The 14,839-nt window shown below is 63.6% G+C and carries 12 protein-coding genes and 2 pseudogenes; 7 read left to right on the top strand and 7 right to left on the bottom strand.

Going from position 1 to position 14,839, the window contains the following annotated elements; all coding sequences use genetic code 11:
• Nucleotides 1–180: 180 nt before the first annotated feature.
• From OYT95_RS38815 to OYT95_RS38800, 4 genes and pseudogenes are all read left to right on the top strand, one after another.
• Entirely contained in the window at nt 181–1,170 is a 990-nt protein-coding gene (locus OYT95_RS38815; protein ID WP_268792897.1) for a PDR/VanB family oxidoreductase, read from the top strand.
• Between the two features lie 78 nt (nt 1,171–1,248).
• Nucleotides 1,249–1,770, top strand: coding sequence for a VOC family protein (locus tag OYT95_RS38810; RefSeq protein ID WP_268792896.1), 522 nt, complete (start codon nt 1,249–1,251; stop codon nt 1,768–1,770).
• 9 nt (nt 1,771–1,779) lie between these two features.
• Nucleotides 1,780–2,092: pseudogene (locus tag OYT95_RS38805) on the top strand (IS701 family transposase); the annotation flags it as partial.
• Between the two features lie 166 nt (nt 2,093–2,258).
• Nucleotides 2,259–2,765 (top strand): annotated as a pseudogene (locus tag OYT95_RS38800) (IS1380 family transposase); the annotation flags it as partial.
• Nucleotides 2,766–2,936: 171 nt separating this feature from the next.
• Here the strand turns inward: OYT95_RS38800 and OYT95_RS38795 are convergent.
• From OYT95_RS38795 to OYT95_RS38780, 4 genes are all read right to left on the bottom strand, one after another.
• On the bottom strand, nt 2,937–3,530 hold the full coding sequence (locus OYT95_RS38795; RefSeq protein WP_268792895.1) for a cysteine hydrolase family protein: 594 nt from the start codon (nt 3,528–3,530) through the stop codon (nt 2,937–2,939).
• A gap of 746 nt (nt 3,531–4,276) precedes the next feature.
• On the bottom strand, nt 4,277–4,678 hold the full coding sequence (locus tag OYT95_RS38790; RefSeq protein ID WP_268792894.1) for a putative quinol monooxygenase: 402 nt from the start codon (nt 4,676–4,678) through the stop codon (nt 4,277–4,279).
• Nucleotides 4,679–4,818: 140 nt separating this feature from the next.
• Nucleotides 4,819–6,348 (bottom strand): aldehyde dehydrogenase family protein, encoded by a 1,530-nt coding sequence (locus OYT95_RS38785; protein WP_268792893.1) that lies wholly within the window; start codon nt 6,346–6,348, stop codon nt 4,819–4,821.
• 124 nt (nt 6,349–6,472) lie between these two features.
• A complete protein-coding gene (locus tag OYT95_RS38780; RefSeq protein ID WP_268792892.1) occupies nt 6,473–7,516 on the bottom strand; it encodes a WD40/YVTN/BNR-like repeat-containing protein in 1,044 nt (347 codons plus the stop codon).
• Nucleotides 7,517–7,946: 430 nt separating this feature from the next.
• Here OYT95_RS38780 and OYT95_RS38775 point away from each other — a divergent pair, with 430 nt between their 5' ends.
• The gene (locus OYT95_RS38775) at nt 7,947–8,774 is read left to right on the top strand and encodes an SDR family NAD(P)-dependent oxidoreductase (RefSeq protein ID WP_268792891.1); all 828 of its coding nucleotides are present in this window, start codon (nt 7,947–7,949) and stop codon (nt 8,772–8,774) included.
• Nucleotides 8,775–8,871: 97 nt separating this feature from the next.
• Nucleotides 8,872–9,708, top strand: coding sequence for a mycofactocin-coupled SDR family oxidoreductase (locus OYT95_RS38770; protein WP_268792890.1), 837 nt, complete (start codon nt 8,872–8,874; stop codon nt 9,706–9,708).
• A gap of 74 nt (nt 9,709–9,782) precedes the next feature.
• Here the strand turns inward: OYT95_RS38770 and OYT95_RS38765 are convergent, their stop codons facing one another.
• The 3 genes from OYT95_RS38765 to OYT95_RS38755 form a co-directional block, all read right to left on the bottom strand.
• The gene (locus OYT95_RS38765) at nt 9,783–10,223 is read right to left on the bottom strand and encodes a cupin domain-containing protein (RefSeq protein WP_268792889.1); all 441 of its coding nucleotides are present in this window, start codon (nt 10,221–10,223) and stop codon (nt 9,783–9,785) included.
• A gap of 101 nt (nt 10,224–10,324) precedes the next feature.
• Nucleotides 10,325–11,506: an alpha-hydroxy acid oxidase gene (locus OYT95_RS38760; RefSeq protein ID WP_268792888.1), complete on the bottom strand. Its 1,182-nt coding sequence runs from the start codon at nt 11,504–11,506 to the stop codon at nt 10,325–10,327.
• Nucleotides 11,507–12,637: 1,131 nt separating this feature from the next.
• Entirely contained in the window at nt 12,638–13,171 is a 534-nt protein-coding gene (locus OYT95_RS38755; RefSeq protein ID WP_268792887.1) for a DoxX family protein, read from the bottom strand.
• A gap of 259 nt (nt 13,172–13,430) precedes the next feature.
• Here OYT95_RS38755 and OYT95_RS38750 point away from each other — a divergent pair, with 259 nt between their 5' ends.
• Entirely contained in the window at nt 13,431–14,525 is a 1,095-nt protein-coding gene (locus OYT95_RS38750) for a CaiB/BaiF CoA transferase family protein (RefSeq protein ID WP_268792886.1), read from the top strand.
• Nucleotides 14,526–14,839 lie beyond the last annotated feature (314 nt).

Raw genomic sequence — 14,839 nt, 5'->3', positions numbered from 1 at the left:
GGCGGTTACGGCCACTTACTGTAGTAAGTACTAACCAATCTGAATGGGAGCCATCCGGCACTCCCGCGCCGACTCCGCGGCTCGCCGCGGGGCCGGGCGCATGGTTCGCTATGCGATGCCTGCGGGAAGCCGTAAGGAGATTGTGGTGATTCGCGACTTCTCGACGAAGATTATGGTGGTGTGAGCGTGATCGACAAAGGATCTGCCGAGGACCTGACCAATACCAACGCAATGGTTCCGGTGCAAGTAGTCGGTCGAGAACACGTGGCATTGGATGTCGTCGCGCTGGAATTGTGCCCCACTGACGGTTCACAGCTACCCCCCTGGTCGCCGGGCGCACACGTGGACCTCATACTTCCGTCGGGGCTAACCCGGCAATACTCGTTGTGCGGTAATCCAAGCCGCCTTGACGCATATCAAATCGCGGTACACCGGGACGCCAACGGCCGTGGCGGATCGATGGAGGTTCACGAGCACCTCCTACCCGGCGCGCTTGTGGGGATCCGTCCGCCACGAAACCGATTCCCCCTGGTCAACGCAGAGAAATACGTGTTCGTTGCCGGCGGAATCGGAATCACCCCCATTTCCGCAATGGTAAGAGAGATCGAAGCACGTGGTTTGCCGTGGCGTCTCGTCTACGGGGGGCGCTCCCTCGACCGAATGGCATTCACCGATGACCTCACCGCGTTGGGCAGCGACCGCGTCGAGCTCGTCCCGCAGGACGACGCAGGATTCCCAGATCTGCGAGCGGTCGTGCGAGATGCTCCAGCGGGGGCAGCAGTGTACTGCTGCGGACCAGCACCAATGCTGGCGGCGATCGAGCATGAAGTGTCCGCGACCCGCGACGACATCGATCTACGCATCGAGCGGTTCGTCGCGACCGACGAGCCGCAGGGGGAGCGGCACGCGTTCGAGGTGGAACTCCGTCGGTCCGGAGTAACGGTCACTGTGCCCGCAGACCGATCGATTCTCGATGTTGTGATCGATGCAATCGGCGACGTTGACTTCTCCTGTGAACAAGGCATCTGCGGGGCATGCGAAACGAAGGTACTCGCGGGGCGACCCGAACATCACGACGAATTGCTGTCCCCGGAAGAACGAGCAGAAGGCGCCACCATGATGATTTGCGTGGGACGGTCGAAGACCCCACGCCTCGTACTGGATCTGTGACGACGGAATTCGAAACGTTCGGGAGCCCATACGCCCGATCGTCAGTCAAAAAATTATCACCGAAGACTGGAGTGAAAGATGGCAGTGCAAGTCAAGTTCCATCACATCGGCATCACCGTTACAAGTCTTGAGCGCACTCTCGCGTTCTTCGAGGATGCGTTCGGCGTGGTCCCCGGGATGGCTCTACACGTGAAGTCGGGAGCAGACACGGCTCAGGCCCTCGGCCTGCCCGAACATGAGCAGCGGGTTGCGCTCCTCGCCATCGGGGATGTGATCTTCGAGCTGATCGAGTTCCACCCTGTCCGTCGTGCCGAATTCGACGGACGTCAGGACGACATCGGCTATGCGTACCCGTGCCTGTCGGTCGAAGACATCGATGCGGCATACCACGAGTGGACTGCAAAGGGATACACGATCCATGCAAAGCCTCAGGTAACCGAACACGGACCTGTTGCGGGGTCGAAATTCATGATCCTCAAAGACCCCGATGGCAAGAATATCGAGATCATCGAGACAGGAAAGTATCTGGTGGCATCGAACATCCGCGCCGGGGAAGGTACTGCATCGCTCGACGACCCAGTCATTATCGGCAAGCACTGACCTGCCGGAGACCGCAGCCGGGCGGCCGGAATCGGTGACGAGATCGCCTTCGGCACGAAACCTGAACTGGCACAACCGATGATCGAACAGACTCTTGACTCGGGTGTGCCCTTTCGGGTGGGGGAGCAGGCGACGAGGCCTACCGGCAGGTCGGCAAGCTCCGATGTAGATCGAATCCCGCGGTGTGACAAACAGTCTCGCCATCCCGACGTCGCAGATGGCCATCTCGGTGGAGCTGCGTCAGTGCCGCGCCCAAACCCTGATCGGCGAGCTACCTGCCGCCGGGTGGCAGCGGATCGACTGCATCGACGCCGACTTCGGCCTGTTCGTCCGTGGGGTCTAGTCGGTCAGCCGGGCGCAGATTGCCTGCTGTAGATCAGGGCGTCCGGCGCCGGACGCGCTGTCGAGTGCGGTCAACACTAGCCGGCCCTTCGCTGTTTGACGCAACTGGGAGACCACGGGATTTCACCTCTTGGGTTTTCATAGTTTCAAAAGAGGTTGTTCAGCAGATCACGGGGCGGCTGGTCGTCCGGCGTATCCCGGACCTGCGACCGAGGAAAGCACAGGACCAAGGCACGCTGTTCGACATCTGGCGGTTCCACGCCTTCTTCACCACCACCGACCTGACGATCTCGGCACCGTCGCCGCCGACACACTCCACCGTCATCATGCGATCATCGAGCAGGTGCACGCGGATCTCAACAACTCCGCCCTCGCGCATCTCCCCTGGAGCCGGTTCACCGCAAACGCCGCCTGGCTCGTCTGCGTAGTGATGGCGTTCAATCTCACCCGGGCCGCTGGCACCCTCACCGGCGATCCCAAGCTGGTCAAGGCGAACCGGCACCATCCGGCGCACCATCGTCTCGGTCCCCGCACGCATCGCCTCCTCCGCCGGGAGGTTGACGCTGCACCTACCAGTACGCTGGCCGTGGGAAACAGCGTGGCACGCCCTGTTCGACAACACATTCGGTCGCACCCAGCCGATCATCGCCTAACGCCCGCGACGCCTGCCGCGCCTCGACGCGAAAGGCCCAGTGGAACAACCCGACACGAGAGGCCGGACGATCACCAACGCCCGCGCACCCTCCTATGTCGCACAACAAGACTCACAATGGCCACATCCTCTGATCGGTGCATTCGGGTCAAGCAGGTCGGACCCCAATGGTTCAGAGTCCGGTGAGTAACATGCGTAGCCGGTCGACGTTGATTACACGCGCGCGGGTAGGGAAGACCTTCTCCACGAGAACCCGATGGACTTCGGGGTCCATGTCGGCGACGGCGTCGCTGAGGACGTACACGCCATAATCGCGGTCCGCCATGTCTGCGACCGTGTTGAGTACGACACCGCCCGTGCTGATCCCGGCAAGTACGACGGTGGTGATGCCCCGAAGTGTGAGTTGGTCATCGAGGTCGGTGGTGGACAGCGCCCCGATCCGTGTCTTGCGGACTATCAGATCACCCGGCGCAGGGGTCACGCGGCTGTGGATCCCCGTAGACGGGTCGCCCTCGACCAGCATCTTCGTCCTGGCAATGGCGGTGAATGTGATGTTCGTTGGTGGTACTGCGGTGCGTTCCCGTTCGGTCAGCGCCACCCGCACATAGCCCACCGTGGCGCCTGCGGACCGCGCGCAAGTGATCGCCCGGAAAACTGAGTCGAGCAACGGCTGCGGATCGGGCAGCGACGCGACGATACCGTCCTGGATGTCGAGGACAAGTAGCGCGGTAAACCGCGGATCCAGCCTTGTCTCACTGGTCGTCATGAACCTTCCTTGGAAAGTCTATGGTGTCGCCTGACCTGAGCATGGGACCGTGCTGACCTGATTTCTGCCACGGTCATGGGATCCCACGGATTGCATGTCGTGGGACCACTCGGCGCGCCGCGTCGCAGTCCGCCGGATGGTTCGTTTGATCGTCGCGTCGGTATTTCCGGTGACAGGGGGACGGGCATCGCGTTTCGAGAGGCCAATGTGAACGACACGCCAAAGATGTGCTCCAGGGCCTGGCTCGGTATGCGCGGATCCCGTCCACCAGCGGTTGGGCACGTTGCGGCGCAGCGCTAGGTGGACCGCAAGGCCGCGCCGGCATGCCGAGGCCGCGCAGGACGCGGGTCTGCAGCGCACCGACGGAATCGAGGGCTGGACGACTGGCTGATCGGGGCGGTGAGCACGGCCCGTCCGAACGGGCAAGGTGCCGCAAGATCAACTTTGGGGATTCGAGGACCAGACCCGGGCGTGGGTGGCAGGCGACGGGGCGCATCCACCGCTGACGATCACCAAACGCCAGCCGGGTACTCTCGGCGAATCGCTCGGCAACGGACAGTGCGCGTATGCGTTCAGCCGACGTCCTCCGCTCAATGACGAGAGCCCGAGCCGCCACGAGATGAAGGCGGGCGGGGCCAGGATGTACCTGGCGCTGGTGCCCAGTGGTGATGTGACACCAAGTCTTATCCCGCCCGTCCATCCACCTACGCAGGAACCACTCGGTGCTCGACGCCGGTGATCGTGAATCAGCTGGTGGGAAGCCCTCGCGCGGTGCGGAGCTCGTCGATCAAGTGGTACATGTCGGCCCGTTCCTCGCGATCGGCAAGCCGGTGCTCGGTGCGGTTGCGACCGCGCTCAATGTGCCCCTCAGCACGGCTCCAGTGATGGACGTAAACATCGCGCATTCCATGTTCTGACCCCAGGGCGATGATCTCGACGTGATCGGGGTCGGTCAGGTGGGCGATGTGGTCGTCCTCGGTCTCCCAAACCTCGGTGAGCACGCGTGCCTGCGGGTCACGCGGGTCATGCAGTACCTGGTACATGACATTTCCGGGTAGCGCGCGCTGCTTGTCGGCCAAGGGCAGTAGCCAATTGTCGAACGCCTGCCCGTCCCCTTCGACGCGAAAGCGCGACAGTGTGATGTACACGAACGTTTCTCCTTTGTTGTCCTCGACGGCTTCTCGTCGAGCCTGATTGGTGGGTTCGATCGAGCAGTGTTGCCGTACGGCGCCAGCCCACAGCGACCACTCGTGCCGTGTGGGTCAGGTGTGCTCCGGGCGGGTGTGCATTACTCGGCGTCGGCGAACAGCTCTGTCGGCCGCCACGCGCGGCCGCCGGCGCGGAGGTTGACCAGTCGGCTGGTCCGGAAGTTTTGATATCCCGCTGTCCCGGTCACCGAACCGATTCCGGAATCCTTGTGTGGATCACGCGGTGCAAGCAGATTCGTGGTGTACCCGTTGATCGTGACGCTGCCCGTGTCCAACCGTGCGGCGACTGCCCGGGCGCGCTCGTCGTCGCGGGAGAACACGCTCCCGCCGAGCCCATAGGGGGAGTCGTTCGCAATAGCGATCGCCTCGTCGACGTGATCGTACGGCAGGATCGTCACCACCGGACCGAAGATCTCCTCGCGGGCGATCGACATCGAGTTGTCTCCCACGAACAGCGTCGGCGTCACGTACCACCCCTGTGCCGGCTCGGGCGGCCGTTCGCCGCCGTAGACCAACCGGCCGCCCTCCTCGCGTCCCTCGTGGACTCGTTGCAGAACCCTCTGATGATGTTCGCGGGTGGCCATCGGGCCCATCGTCGTCGTGTCCGCGAGCGGATCACCCACGATGACGCTGTTGGCCTTCACACGGAGCATCTCGACGACGTCGTCGACCGCGTGAGCGGGAATCACGAGGCGGGACAACGCGCTGCAGATCTGGCCGGAATTGAAATACACGCTTGCCGCGACGCTGTCCACCGCGAGTTGCAGATCGGCATCGTCGAGCACCACCGCCGCTGACTTGCCGCCGAGTTCGAGAACGACCCGCTTGAGGTTGCGCCCACACAGCTCGGCGACGCGCCGTCCCACCCCGGTTCCGCCGGTGAACACGACCAGGTCCACCGCGGGGTGTGCCACCAGATGCTCGGCGACCGACGGGTCGGCCGCGAGGACGCTGTAGACGCCTTTCGGCAGGCCTGCGAGTTCGAGGGCCCGCGCCCACTCCACCACCGCGAATGGTGCGGTCGGTGGCGGTTTACTGATCACGCTGCAACCGGCCAGCAAGGCTTGCGCGGACTTCATCATCGTGGCTGTGAATGGACTGTTCCACGGAACGATGTCCACCACGACGCCCGCGGGGTCGCGCTGGATCTCGAAGTCCCACAACCCAGTGCCTGGCTCGACGTCGGGAACGGATCGGGCCAGCTCACCCATCCCACGGACGACGTCGAGGACGACGCCCGTCATCATCCGCGTCACCTGGACTGGTGCGCCCATCTCATGCGCGGCGATCTCGGCGATGACGCCTGCTCGTTGGGCGATGAGGCCGCAGGCACGGTTAATGATGGAAACCCGCTCGGCAACGGGAGTTGTACGCCACGTACCGGTCTCGAATGCTCGGCGAGCCGCAGCGACCGCGGCGTCAGCGTCGGCGATCGTCGGGATGACGGCGTGCGCGTAGACCTGTTCGGTGGCCGGCGCGACAAGAGGTGTCGTCGCCGCGGCCGACCGAGACGTCCACTCGCCCCCGATGTAGAGGCCACCGCTGTTGTGAGCAATCGTCGATTCGACCGAGTCCGGTCGCTCGGCGACCGCGGAGTCCTGGACTGTCATGCGTTCATCACCTCGGATTCAGGGATCGTCGAGAACCGCCCAAAGGCGGTGCCTCGACGACCGTTCAGGCGGGGGGAGTTGTCTTGGAATCGGACAGACGTCGGGTCCGATACCAGGCATACGATCATGACCCGACCACTGCCACGCCGCGGATCTCGCCGAACTCACGTTCGCATAGCTGCCACGACGAGCCGCCGTCAGTAGTGGTCGCGACCTGTCCAAACAGCGTGACCGCCGCGAGCACGTTGGCGTCCTGCGGGTGTCCGGCGATCTTCCACACGACCGAGCGCAGGACCGGGCTGACCGGCCGCCAGGTGAGGCCGCCGTCTTCGCTGCGATGGATGCCACCCAACGACCCGTGGTCCGGTGGGCGACGGCCCACGCCCACGACCAGCACGGAAGGCTCGGCGGCATTGGCGTGGAGGCTGCGGGTATAGAAAAGCGATGACTCGTACGTGTCGTCGACCGGGTACCGCGTGCACCGCCACGTCCGATTGCCGTCGTCGGATGCAAAGAACCCGATCGGGGTGGCAACGAAAACGCTGCGCCTTCCGTCGGCGCTGCGTCCGGCAACCACATCGTGTATGTCGGCGTGGCGTTCGTCCTTCCAGACCTCACCCTCACCGAGGAGTACCTCGCCGCCGGACACCTCGAACCGTCGCCAGCTCCCGCCCCCATCTGTGCTGTGGTACAGCCCGTCGATCTCGACCGACACCCAGATCTCGCCGGGAACATCGGTGTATCGGATCGCAGTCACCCGGGTCGCACCGATGCTGCATTCCGGCGACACTCCGACGGGAAGTTCGGTCCAGGTAACACCGCCGTCGGTGCTGCGGAAGACTCCTCCCGGCCGTGTGCCGGCCAAGATTGTCCGTGGAGAGTGCGGGTCGACGGCCAGGCTGAGTACCTGCCTACCCGGGGCCGGAACGCCTACGTACTGGTAGGTTTCGCCGCGGTCGAGGCTCTGGGCCAGAATGTCCTCGCCACGTTCGGAATCGATGGTCGCCCACACCGTGCCGGAACCATCAGGCGACGCGGTGATCGCCCGGACACACAGCTCGTATGGATACTTCGGATTGTCGCAATGCGACAGAATCCAACTCTTGCCACCATCGTGACTCGTCCACAGCCCGGCTCCTGTCGTGGCCAGACAGATCGAATAGTCCACCACACCCTCATTTCTCCGAGAAATTCGTCTTCGGTGTTCCGGTCCTGTCGGCGGGAACGACCCTTATCAGGTAAAGGTAAGTAGATACTCTATATACTTGCCGTGACGGAGGTGCAAGCCTTGCGTCATCGGGTCATACTAGTATAGTTGTTACTTACTTGATAGGAAGTTCTTTTGGTCCAAAGCGCCGAAACGGTATGCCTGTTCGGGCGACGATCACCACAGGTCTCGGCGACCCCGTGGTCGGTGCCGCACTCGGAGGGCCTCGGCGATCTGTCGGTGCGGGGCGCCTCTCGCCCCACTCGCCGTCCGAGCGGTTCTCATCTCGTCAGGCAGGTCGGAACGGCGTCGCCCGGATAGCGTGCGTGACGCATGGATGGACACGGTACTCGACAAGATGTTCGAGCCACGACAACAATGGAGTTGAATCGTGAAGTTGACAGCAGGGCAGGTTGCGGTCGTCACCGGCGGCGCAAGCGGCATTGGCTTCGCACTGTGTGAGCAATTCACCCAGCGCGGCCTCGACGTCGTGATTAGCGACATCGATGAGGCAGCACTCGCATCCGCCGCGGAACGGCTGAACGGGCAGCCCGGTAGGGTCCTGACAGTCCCTACCGACGTGACCGATCCGGAGGCCGTCGATCGCCTCGCCGCTAGGACGCTCGAGCACTTCGACCGAGTGGATGTGGTCTGCAACAACGCCGGCACCGTCGGCAAGAACATGCCCTTGTGGGAATTCGAGCACGTCGAGTGGAAGTGGCTCCTCGGGGTTGACATGTGGGGCGTCATCCACGGGATCTCCTCCTTCGTGCCACATCTGGTATCCCAAGGCTCCGGTCACGTCATCAACACCGCGTCAATGGCAGGAATCGCAAGTGTCCCCCTCAATGGCCCGTACAACGCAGCCAAGCACGCAGTCGTGTCGATTTCGGAGACACTGGCGCTAGACCTTGCCGAGCGAGGCATCGATGTCGGCGTCACCGTCCTGTGCCCAGGACCGACACTGACTAGATTGATGACGGACGGTCCGCGAGACCGCCCCGCGCACCTCAGACCCAAAGCGGACCGCGGGGTGGACCCGCGCTCGAACCCGGGAACCTTCGCGGCGTCCACCGGGCAGCTCGCCCAAGCATCGGAGGTGGCTCAAGCGACTGTGGCAGCTGTGGAAGAGGGACGATTCCTGCTCGCCCCGCATCCCGGGTCGCGCGACCGATTCGATCAGCGAATCGAGAGGTGGCGTGCGGATCTTACCGGTTGAGGCGCAGGCCCGCGATCACTGCCCTGAGGCGAACGGCCGGGGCGAGAACAACACAGTAAACACAGTAAAAATGGATACAGCACCAAAGGGAGTGGTCATGGGAAGGTTGACGGACAAGGTCGCACTCGTGAGCGGCGTCGCGCGTGGGCAAGGTCGCTCTCACGCGCTTCGTCTTGTGTCGGAGGGTGTTTCGATCATCGGGTTCGACGGACTGTGTACATACGACACCGTCCCCTATAAGCAGGCCACCCAAGAAGATCTCGACGAGACGGTCAGGTTGGTCGAGGCCGCCGGAGGTAAGATCATCGCGGGCAGGGCCGACGTCCGCGATCGTGAGCAGATCACCGCAATTGTGGATCAGGGACTCAGCATGTTCGGCAAGATCGATATCGTAATCGCCAACGCGGGGATCGGTATCAACTCGCTTCCGTTTTGGAAGGTGTCGCAGCAAGAATGGGATGATGTTCTCGCAGTATGCCTGACCGGAGTTTGGAACACGGTCTCAGCAGCGGTCCCTTCGATGATCGACGCGGGCCGTGGCGGCTCAATCGTAATGACGAGCTCGGCGGCCGCGATCAAGGCGGCCCCGCAGCTGGCTCCCTACATTGCGGCGAAAACCGGAGTCATCGGAATGATGAAATCGATGGCCAATGATCTGGCGCCACACAAGATTCGAATCAACTGTGTCGCCCCAACTGCTGTTCCCACCGACTTCGTTCTGAACGATCGGCTGTATCAGATCTTCTGCCCCGACAAGGAGAACCCGACCGTCGAAGACGCCGCAAACGTTATGCGCAAGATGCATCCCCTCGATGAGCCCTGGATCGAGCCGGCCGATATCTCCGCGGCAGTAGCCTATCTCGCATCCGACGAGGCCCGCTATGTCACGGGCATCGTATTGCCAGTGGACCTGGGTCTGTCATTCGCTTGGTAGGCCTCGAAGCAACCGCGGACGCCCTGCGCCATGATCCGATCTGGGATCGGAGGCGCAGGGCGTCCGCGGTGTGGTCAAGCTCGCGGTGCGAGCCCGTCGTGCTCGGTACCGACGAGGAACACTCCCACTCGAGCGACCTGATCCGTGTGGTTGCGCCATCCGTGCATGGTCCCGTTCTGCACCACGCTGTCACCCTGCTTGAGGTGCACCTCGACGCCGTCCGAAAGTTCGAGCCAGACCTCGCCCTCGATCACCACGCAGCAGTCGACTGAGGCGGTGGTATGCATTCCGGGCCTCTCGCCCTCGGCGAGATGCACGTTCTCAACGTTATTGGTTGCGTCGTCGGCCTGCCCGTCGGGCAGAACCATCATCTGAACGAATCTGATCCCGCCTACCGGAGGGAAGGGCGCGACACTGTCGTCGCCGCCACCGTCGTCCGGAAAGTGCGGCAACGAATCGGCACCCCAGAGCAGGTGGAAGTTGGTTCCCGCGGACGGGACCGGAAATCGGCGCACCTGGCGATCGTCACGAACTGCACTCCGTCCCTGGTCGTCGTGGCCGGTCACTACGACTCGGACCTCATCATTCATCCCCGATACCACTTTCGATCCCTTCGTCAATTGAGTTCGCTACGTAAACTGGCCCAGTCTGCAGGAATTCGGACGTGCGAAAGGTCGAGTTCATCAATCGACGCACAGCCGAGAAACGCCAGCGCACGCTGGATATCATCCTGGAGGATGTCGAGGACACGCCCGACGCCGGCGGCGCCACCCGCGGCGAGACCCATCACATACGCCCGGCCGACGAGAACGGCGTCAGCACCGAGCGCCACCGCCTTGACAACATCGTTGCCAGAGCGGATTCCACCGTCGATAAGTACCTGTACTTGTCCACCGACCGCCTCGACGACTTCCCGCAGGACGCTGAGGGTGGCAGGAACATCATCGAGGGTAAGCCCGCCGTGGTTGGAGACGACGATCGCTGCGGCGCCGAAGTCAACTGCTCGACGTGCATCATCGGCCGTCATAATGCCCTTGACTACGATCGGTCCACGCCACAACTCGGACATCCAACGTAGGTCATCCCATGCAAGCGGGCGAGCCTTGGGGTCGGGTGTGGCTCCGACGGCCCGATTCGCGACGCCCAAACGCATTCCATCGCGCACAAACTTTGCCGTCCAACGAGGGTGACGGATGAGATCGGGCGCAAACCCGACGACCGTCCGAGCGTTCAATCGAATCGGTGGAACTTTGGGGCGCAGCGCTGAATCTACAGTTACCACGAGCGCGTGGTATCCCAAGTCGTGCACCATGGCGATCTGCTTCTCGGCGCCCTCTCGACCTCCGATCGCCGTTGTGACCTGGGACCATAGTGATGTGGCACCGGATCTCGATGCAAGCTCGTCGAAGGAGTGTCCCGACGCCGGGCTGAGAGCGCAGATTGTTCCGAACCGCCCAGCCGCGTCCACTGCTGCTGCGGCCCCTTCGGGGTGCTGCAGCCTGAGGGCGCCGACCGGCGCCAACAACACCGGTGCGGTAATCGGAACGCCGAGAATGGTCGTCGATGTCGCGCGGATCGGCGGGACGGTCGCCGCTCGTGGGCGGAATGTCACGGCACCGTATGCTTGCCCGTTTGCCCGCATCGTTCGGCTCTCGCCAACACCGCTATTGAGTCGAAGATACATCGCCCGTGGAAGAACCCTGCGCGCCAAGGCCTCTGCCTCGGCGACCGAATCGAATTGCCAGCGATTTGAGAGGCGATAGTCGCCCTGAGTACGCCCTCGACGGTCAATGGACAACTCGTACCTCCTATCACGCGACTTCAACTATAGTGAGTACTATACAGTATTATCGCGGATCTCGATCTCGATCTCGACCGTCGGGAGGGTCCTGGCAATCCTAGATGTCTACGTGGACGAGATGTGCGGAGCATCGGCGACGAACTTCTTCGATCCGGTGCTGATTGGAATCTGGGTTGGCCACGCGTGAGTCGGCGTGTGACCTGGACCGAGCTTCGGTTGATCTTGGTGGATCCCGCACGCAATGCTGAACCCTTGAAGTCCTCGTGTCAGAGGAGGTGCGTGCGTGCGTTTTTCTACGGCACCGGAATGTTCATGCATCGTCGAAGAACTGGTGTCCTTGTGAGGCCTGGCTGTGCGGCACGCGGTCCGTGCATCGAGTAGCTCAATCGAATCTCGAATTCCCCTTCAAGAATGCCGGCTAGACCGAAGTTCCGGCGGCAACTGATTGCGGTTCTGTGGGGTGAGCTGCGGGAATTCGCGGCGAACCACCGATTGGTGTAATCAAGAGTTACACGTGCGTTTGGTGGGGATTCCTCAGTGATGTTGGGGCGGTTGCCATATGGCGAGCCAGCCGGCGAGGCATGTAGCCAACGTGTCACGTAAGTACACGACCCGCTTCGGTCCGCGGGAGAGGTCGCCTACCTGGTGCGCCGCAGTTTCCGTGACGGCGGGCAGGTAAGAAAGCACGAGAGGATCGCGAACCTGTCCGCGCTGCCGGCCGGGCAATCTAGGCGGTGCGAGCGGCACCGTCCTGAGCCGCGCCGGTGACGACCGGGACGGTGGAGGTCATCCGGTGCATTGCCGCACGGTCGCGTGCCCGCGGCCGCCACGCAGGCCCGGGCGCTGGGCATGCCGACTCTGCTCGGCCCGGTCCGGTCCGGTCCGGGGAACTGGCGTTGGCGTGGATCATCGCCCGGGTGATTCCCCGGGGATGCCGCCGACCCCACCGTTCTAGTCGAGACCGTGCGCACCGCGGTTGGGCTGCGCGAGATGGTGATGGTCGGCGACCGCGGCATGATCACCTCCGCCCGCAGGGCGCCCGGACCGAGGTCATGCGATTGCCCGAGTGCGCGTAGGCGCGACTGTGTCACGTAGGGATTCGCGCGCCGTAAGTTCTCGGAATATCCATCATGCTGCCTCTCGTTGCAGGTCGAGACGGTCTTGTGGAGCGTTGGGGCGGAACGACATTCCGAGCAGACCACCGGCAGCCGCAATGCTGAGTATTCCCGCGATGAGGAAGCCGGCCCAGCCCGGCAGGAGATTCCCGCCGAAGATCACCCAGTCGACACTCAAGCGCCCGCTGCCGGCGACGGCGACGGACAGCGCACCGACGGCGAGCACAAGGTTGTACTCCCACCCGTCGGCGACGACAAAGAATCCATGCCCGCGATGCACGGTCCAGGCGGCGACGATCATCAGCGAGACGAACGCTGCCGCGGCGAACGGTGTGAGCAGGCCGATCGCGAGGAGCAACCCGGCACCGACCTCGGTGAGCGCCGCCAGCCAGGCGTGCGCCCTGCCTGGGCGCATGCCGATGCTGTCGAACCAGCCGGCGGTACCGGCAATACCGCCGCCGCGGAAAAGCTTTCCGTAACCGTGTGCGGCCATGGTCATGCCCAGGCAGATCCGGAGCAGGAGGAGGCCGATGTCGATCGAACTCACGATGTGTCCCCTTTCGGATTCCGATGTGGACTCGCGCGGCCGGTGCCGAGGGCACGGCACCATCACCGAGAAGATTGTATAGTAATTACTTGCTATATTGAGAGTAGTGGTCGGGCACGGCCACCGGCTCGGGCGTCCGGGCCGACCCCGAATCGGTCCCGTGCCCGGCGTTCAGGTTCCCTCTTCGGTCAGCAAACGCTGCGCGACGGAACGGGTTGTGGTCTCGGCGGCTGGTCGAGTTCGGCGTGAGGAGTTCTGGATGAACGAGAAATCTGTTGTGCCCGGCGACGGCCCGCTCGCCGGACTTCGGGTGGTGGAGTTGGCGGGCATCGGGCCGGGCCCGCACGCCGCGCTGCTACTTGCAGACCTGGGCGCGGAGGTGGTCCGGGTCCAACGTGGCGGACGCGTCGCGTCGCACGACCAGCAGTTGCGTGGCCGGCATGCGTTGGTCCATGCCGACCTGAAGAACGACTCGGATGTCGCCCAGGTACTCGACCTCGTCGATCGTGCCGACGTGCTGATCGAAGGGTTCCGGCCCGGCGTGACCGAGCGGCTCGGCCTCGGCCCCGACACGTGTCTTCGCCGCAATGCGGGCCTGATCTACGCGCGAATGACGGGGTGGGGCCAAGACGGTCCCTTGGCCGAACGCGCCGGCCACGACATCAACTACATTTCGCTCACCGGTGTCCTGCACGCCATCGGGCGGCGCGGTGAACGTCCCGTTCCACCGCTGAACCTGGTCGGCGATTTCGGAGGCGGCTCGATGCTGCTGATCGTCGGTGTGCTTGCCGCGCTGGTCGAGCGGCAGCGGTCCGGACTCGGTCAGGTGGTCGACGCCGCGATGGTGGACGGTGCCCTCGCGATCTCGCACATGATCTGGGGACTGCGTGCTCGTGGGCAGTGGTCGGACGAGCGCGGTGTCAACGTGCTCGACGGCGGGCACCCCTACTACGACACCTACGAGACCGCGGACGCGAAGTACGTGGCGGTGGGAGCGATCGAGCAGCCGTTCTACGCCGAACTGCTGCGCGGGCTCGAGTTGGACTCCGAAGAGCTACCCGCGCAGTACGAGACTTCGACCCACCCCAAGTTGCAACGAATACTCGCCGATCGATTTCGGTCGAAGACACGGGACGAATGGGTCCGGGTGTTCGGCGCAACGGACGCATGCGTAACTCCGGTACTGACTTTCGCGGAAGCGAGCGAGCATCCTCACATCAAGGCGCGCAGCTCGTTGATCGAGCTCGACCACACCACGCAGCACGCACCGGCTCCACGTTTCAGTCGCACTCCGAGCGCAATCCCGGCCGCCCCACCGACCTCGGCGACCCCCATCGGGGACGTTTGGCGCTAGCGAACCTTGGTCGCTAGGACTCACGGACTTGCCTCAAGTTTTCAGACCGCGGCGAGTCGTGCTGTATCGAAGTACCCGCAGCCGTGGCAATCGATGGTTCTCAGAGCTTGACGCAGATCCGGCGGTGACGTTAAACGCCGAGCCGAGTGTGGGACGTCGCCATGCACCTACCCCACGTCTGCGCGCTGCGGTGGCGGCGGCCGACCGAGAACACCGACTCGAGCGGGCGGGGTATTCGCTGCCAGCAGTGGGCGCAGCAGTCGATCCTGGACCTTGGTGTAGAAGATCGCGCCGCGCTGCCGTCGCCGGTGGGA

It is taken from the genome of Rhodococcus sp. JS3073 (assembly GCF_026810085.1).
GTDB lineage: Bacteria > Actinomycetota > Actinomycetes > Mycobacteriales > Mycobacteriaceae > Rhodococcus_F > Rhodococcus_F wratislaviensis.
Note: the sequence above shows the minus strand (reverse complement) of the source record. Positions and strands in the feature narration are given on the sequence as shown.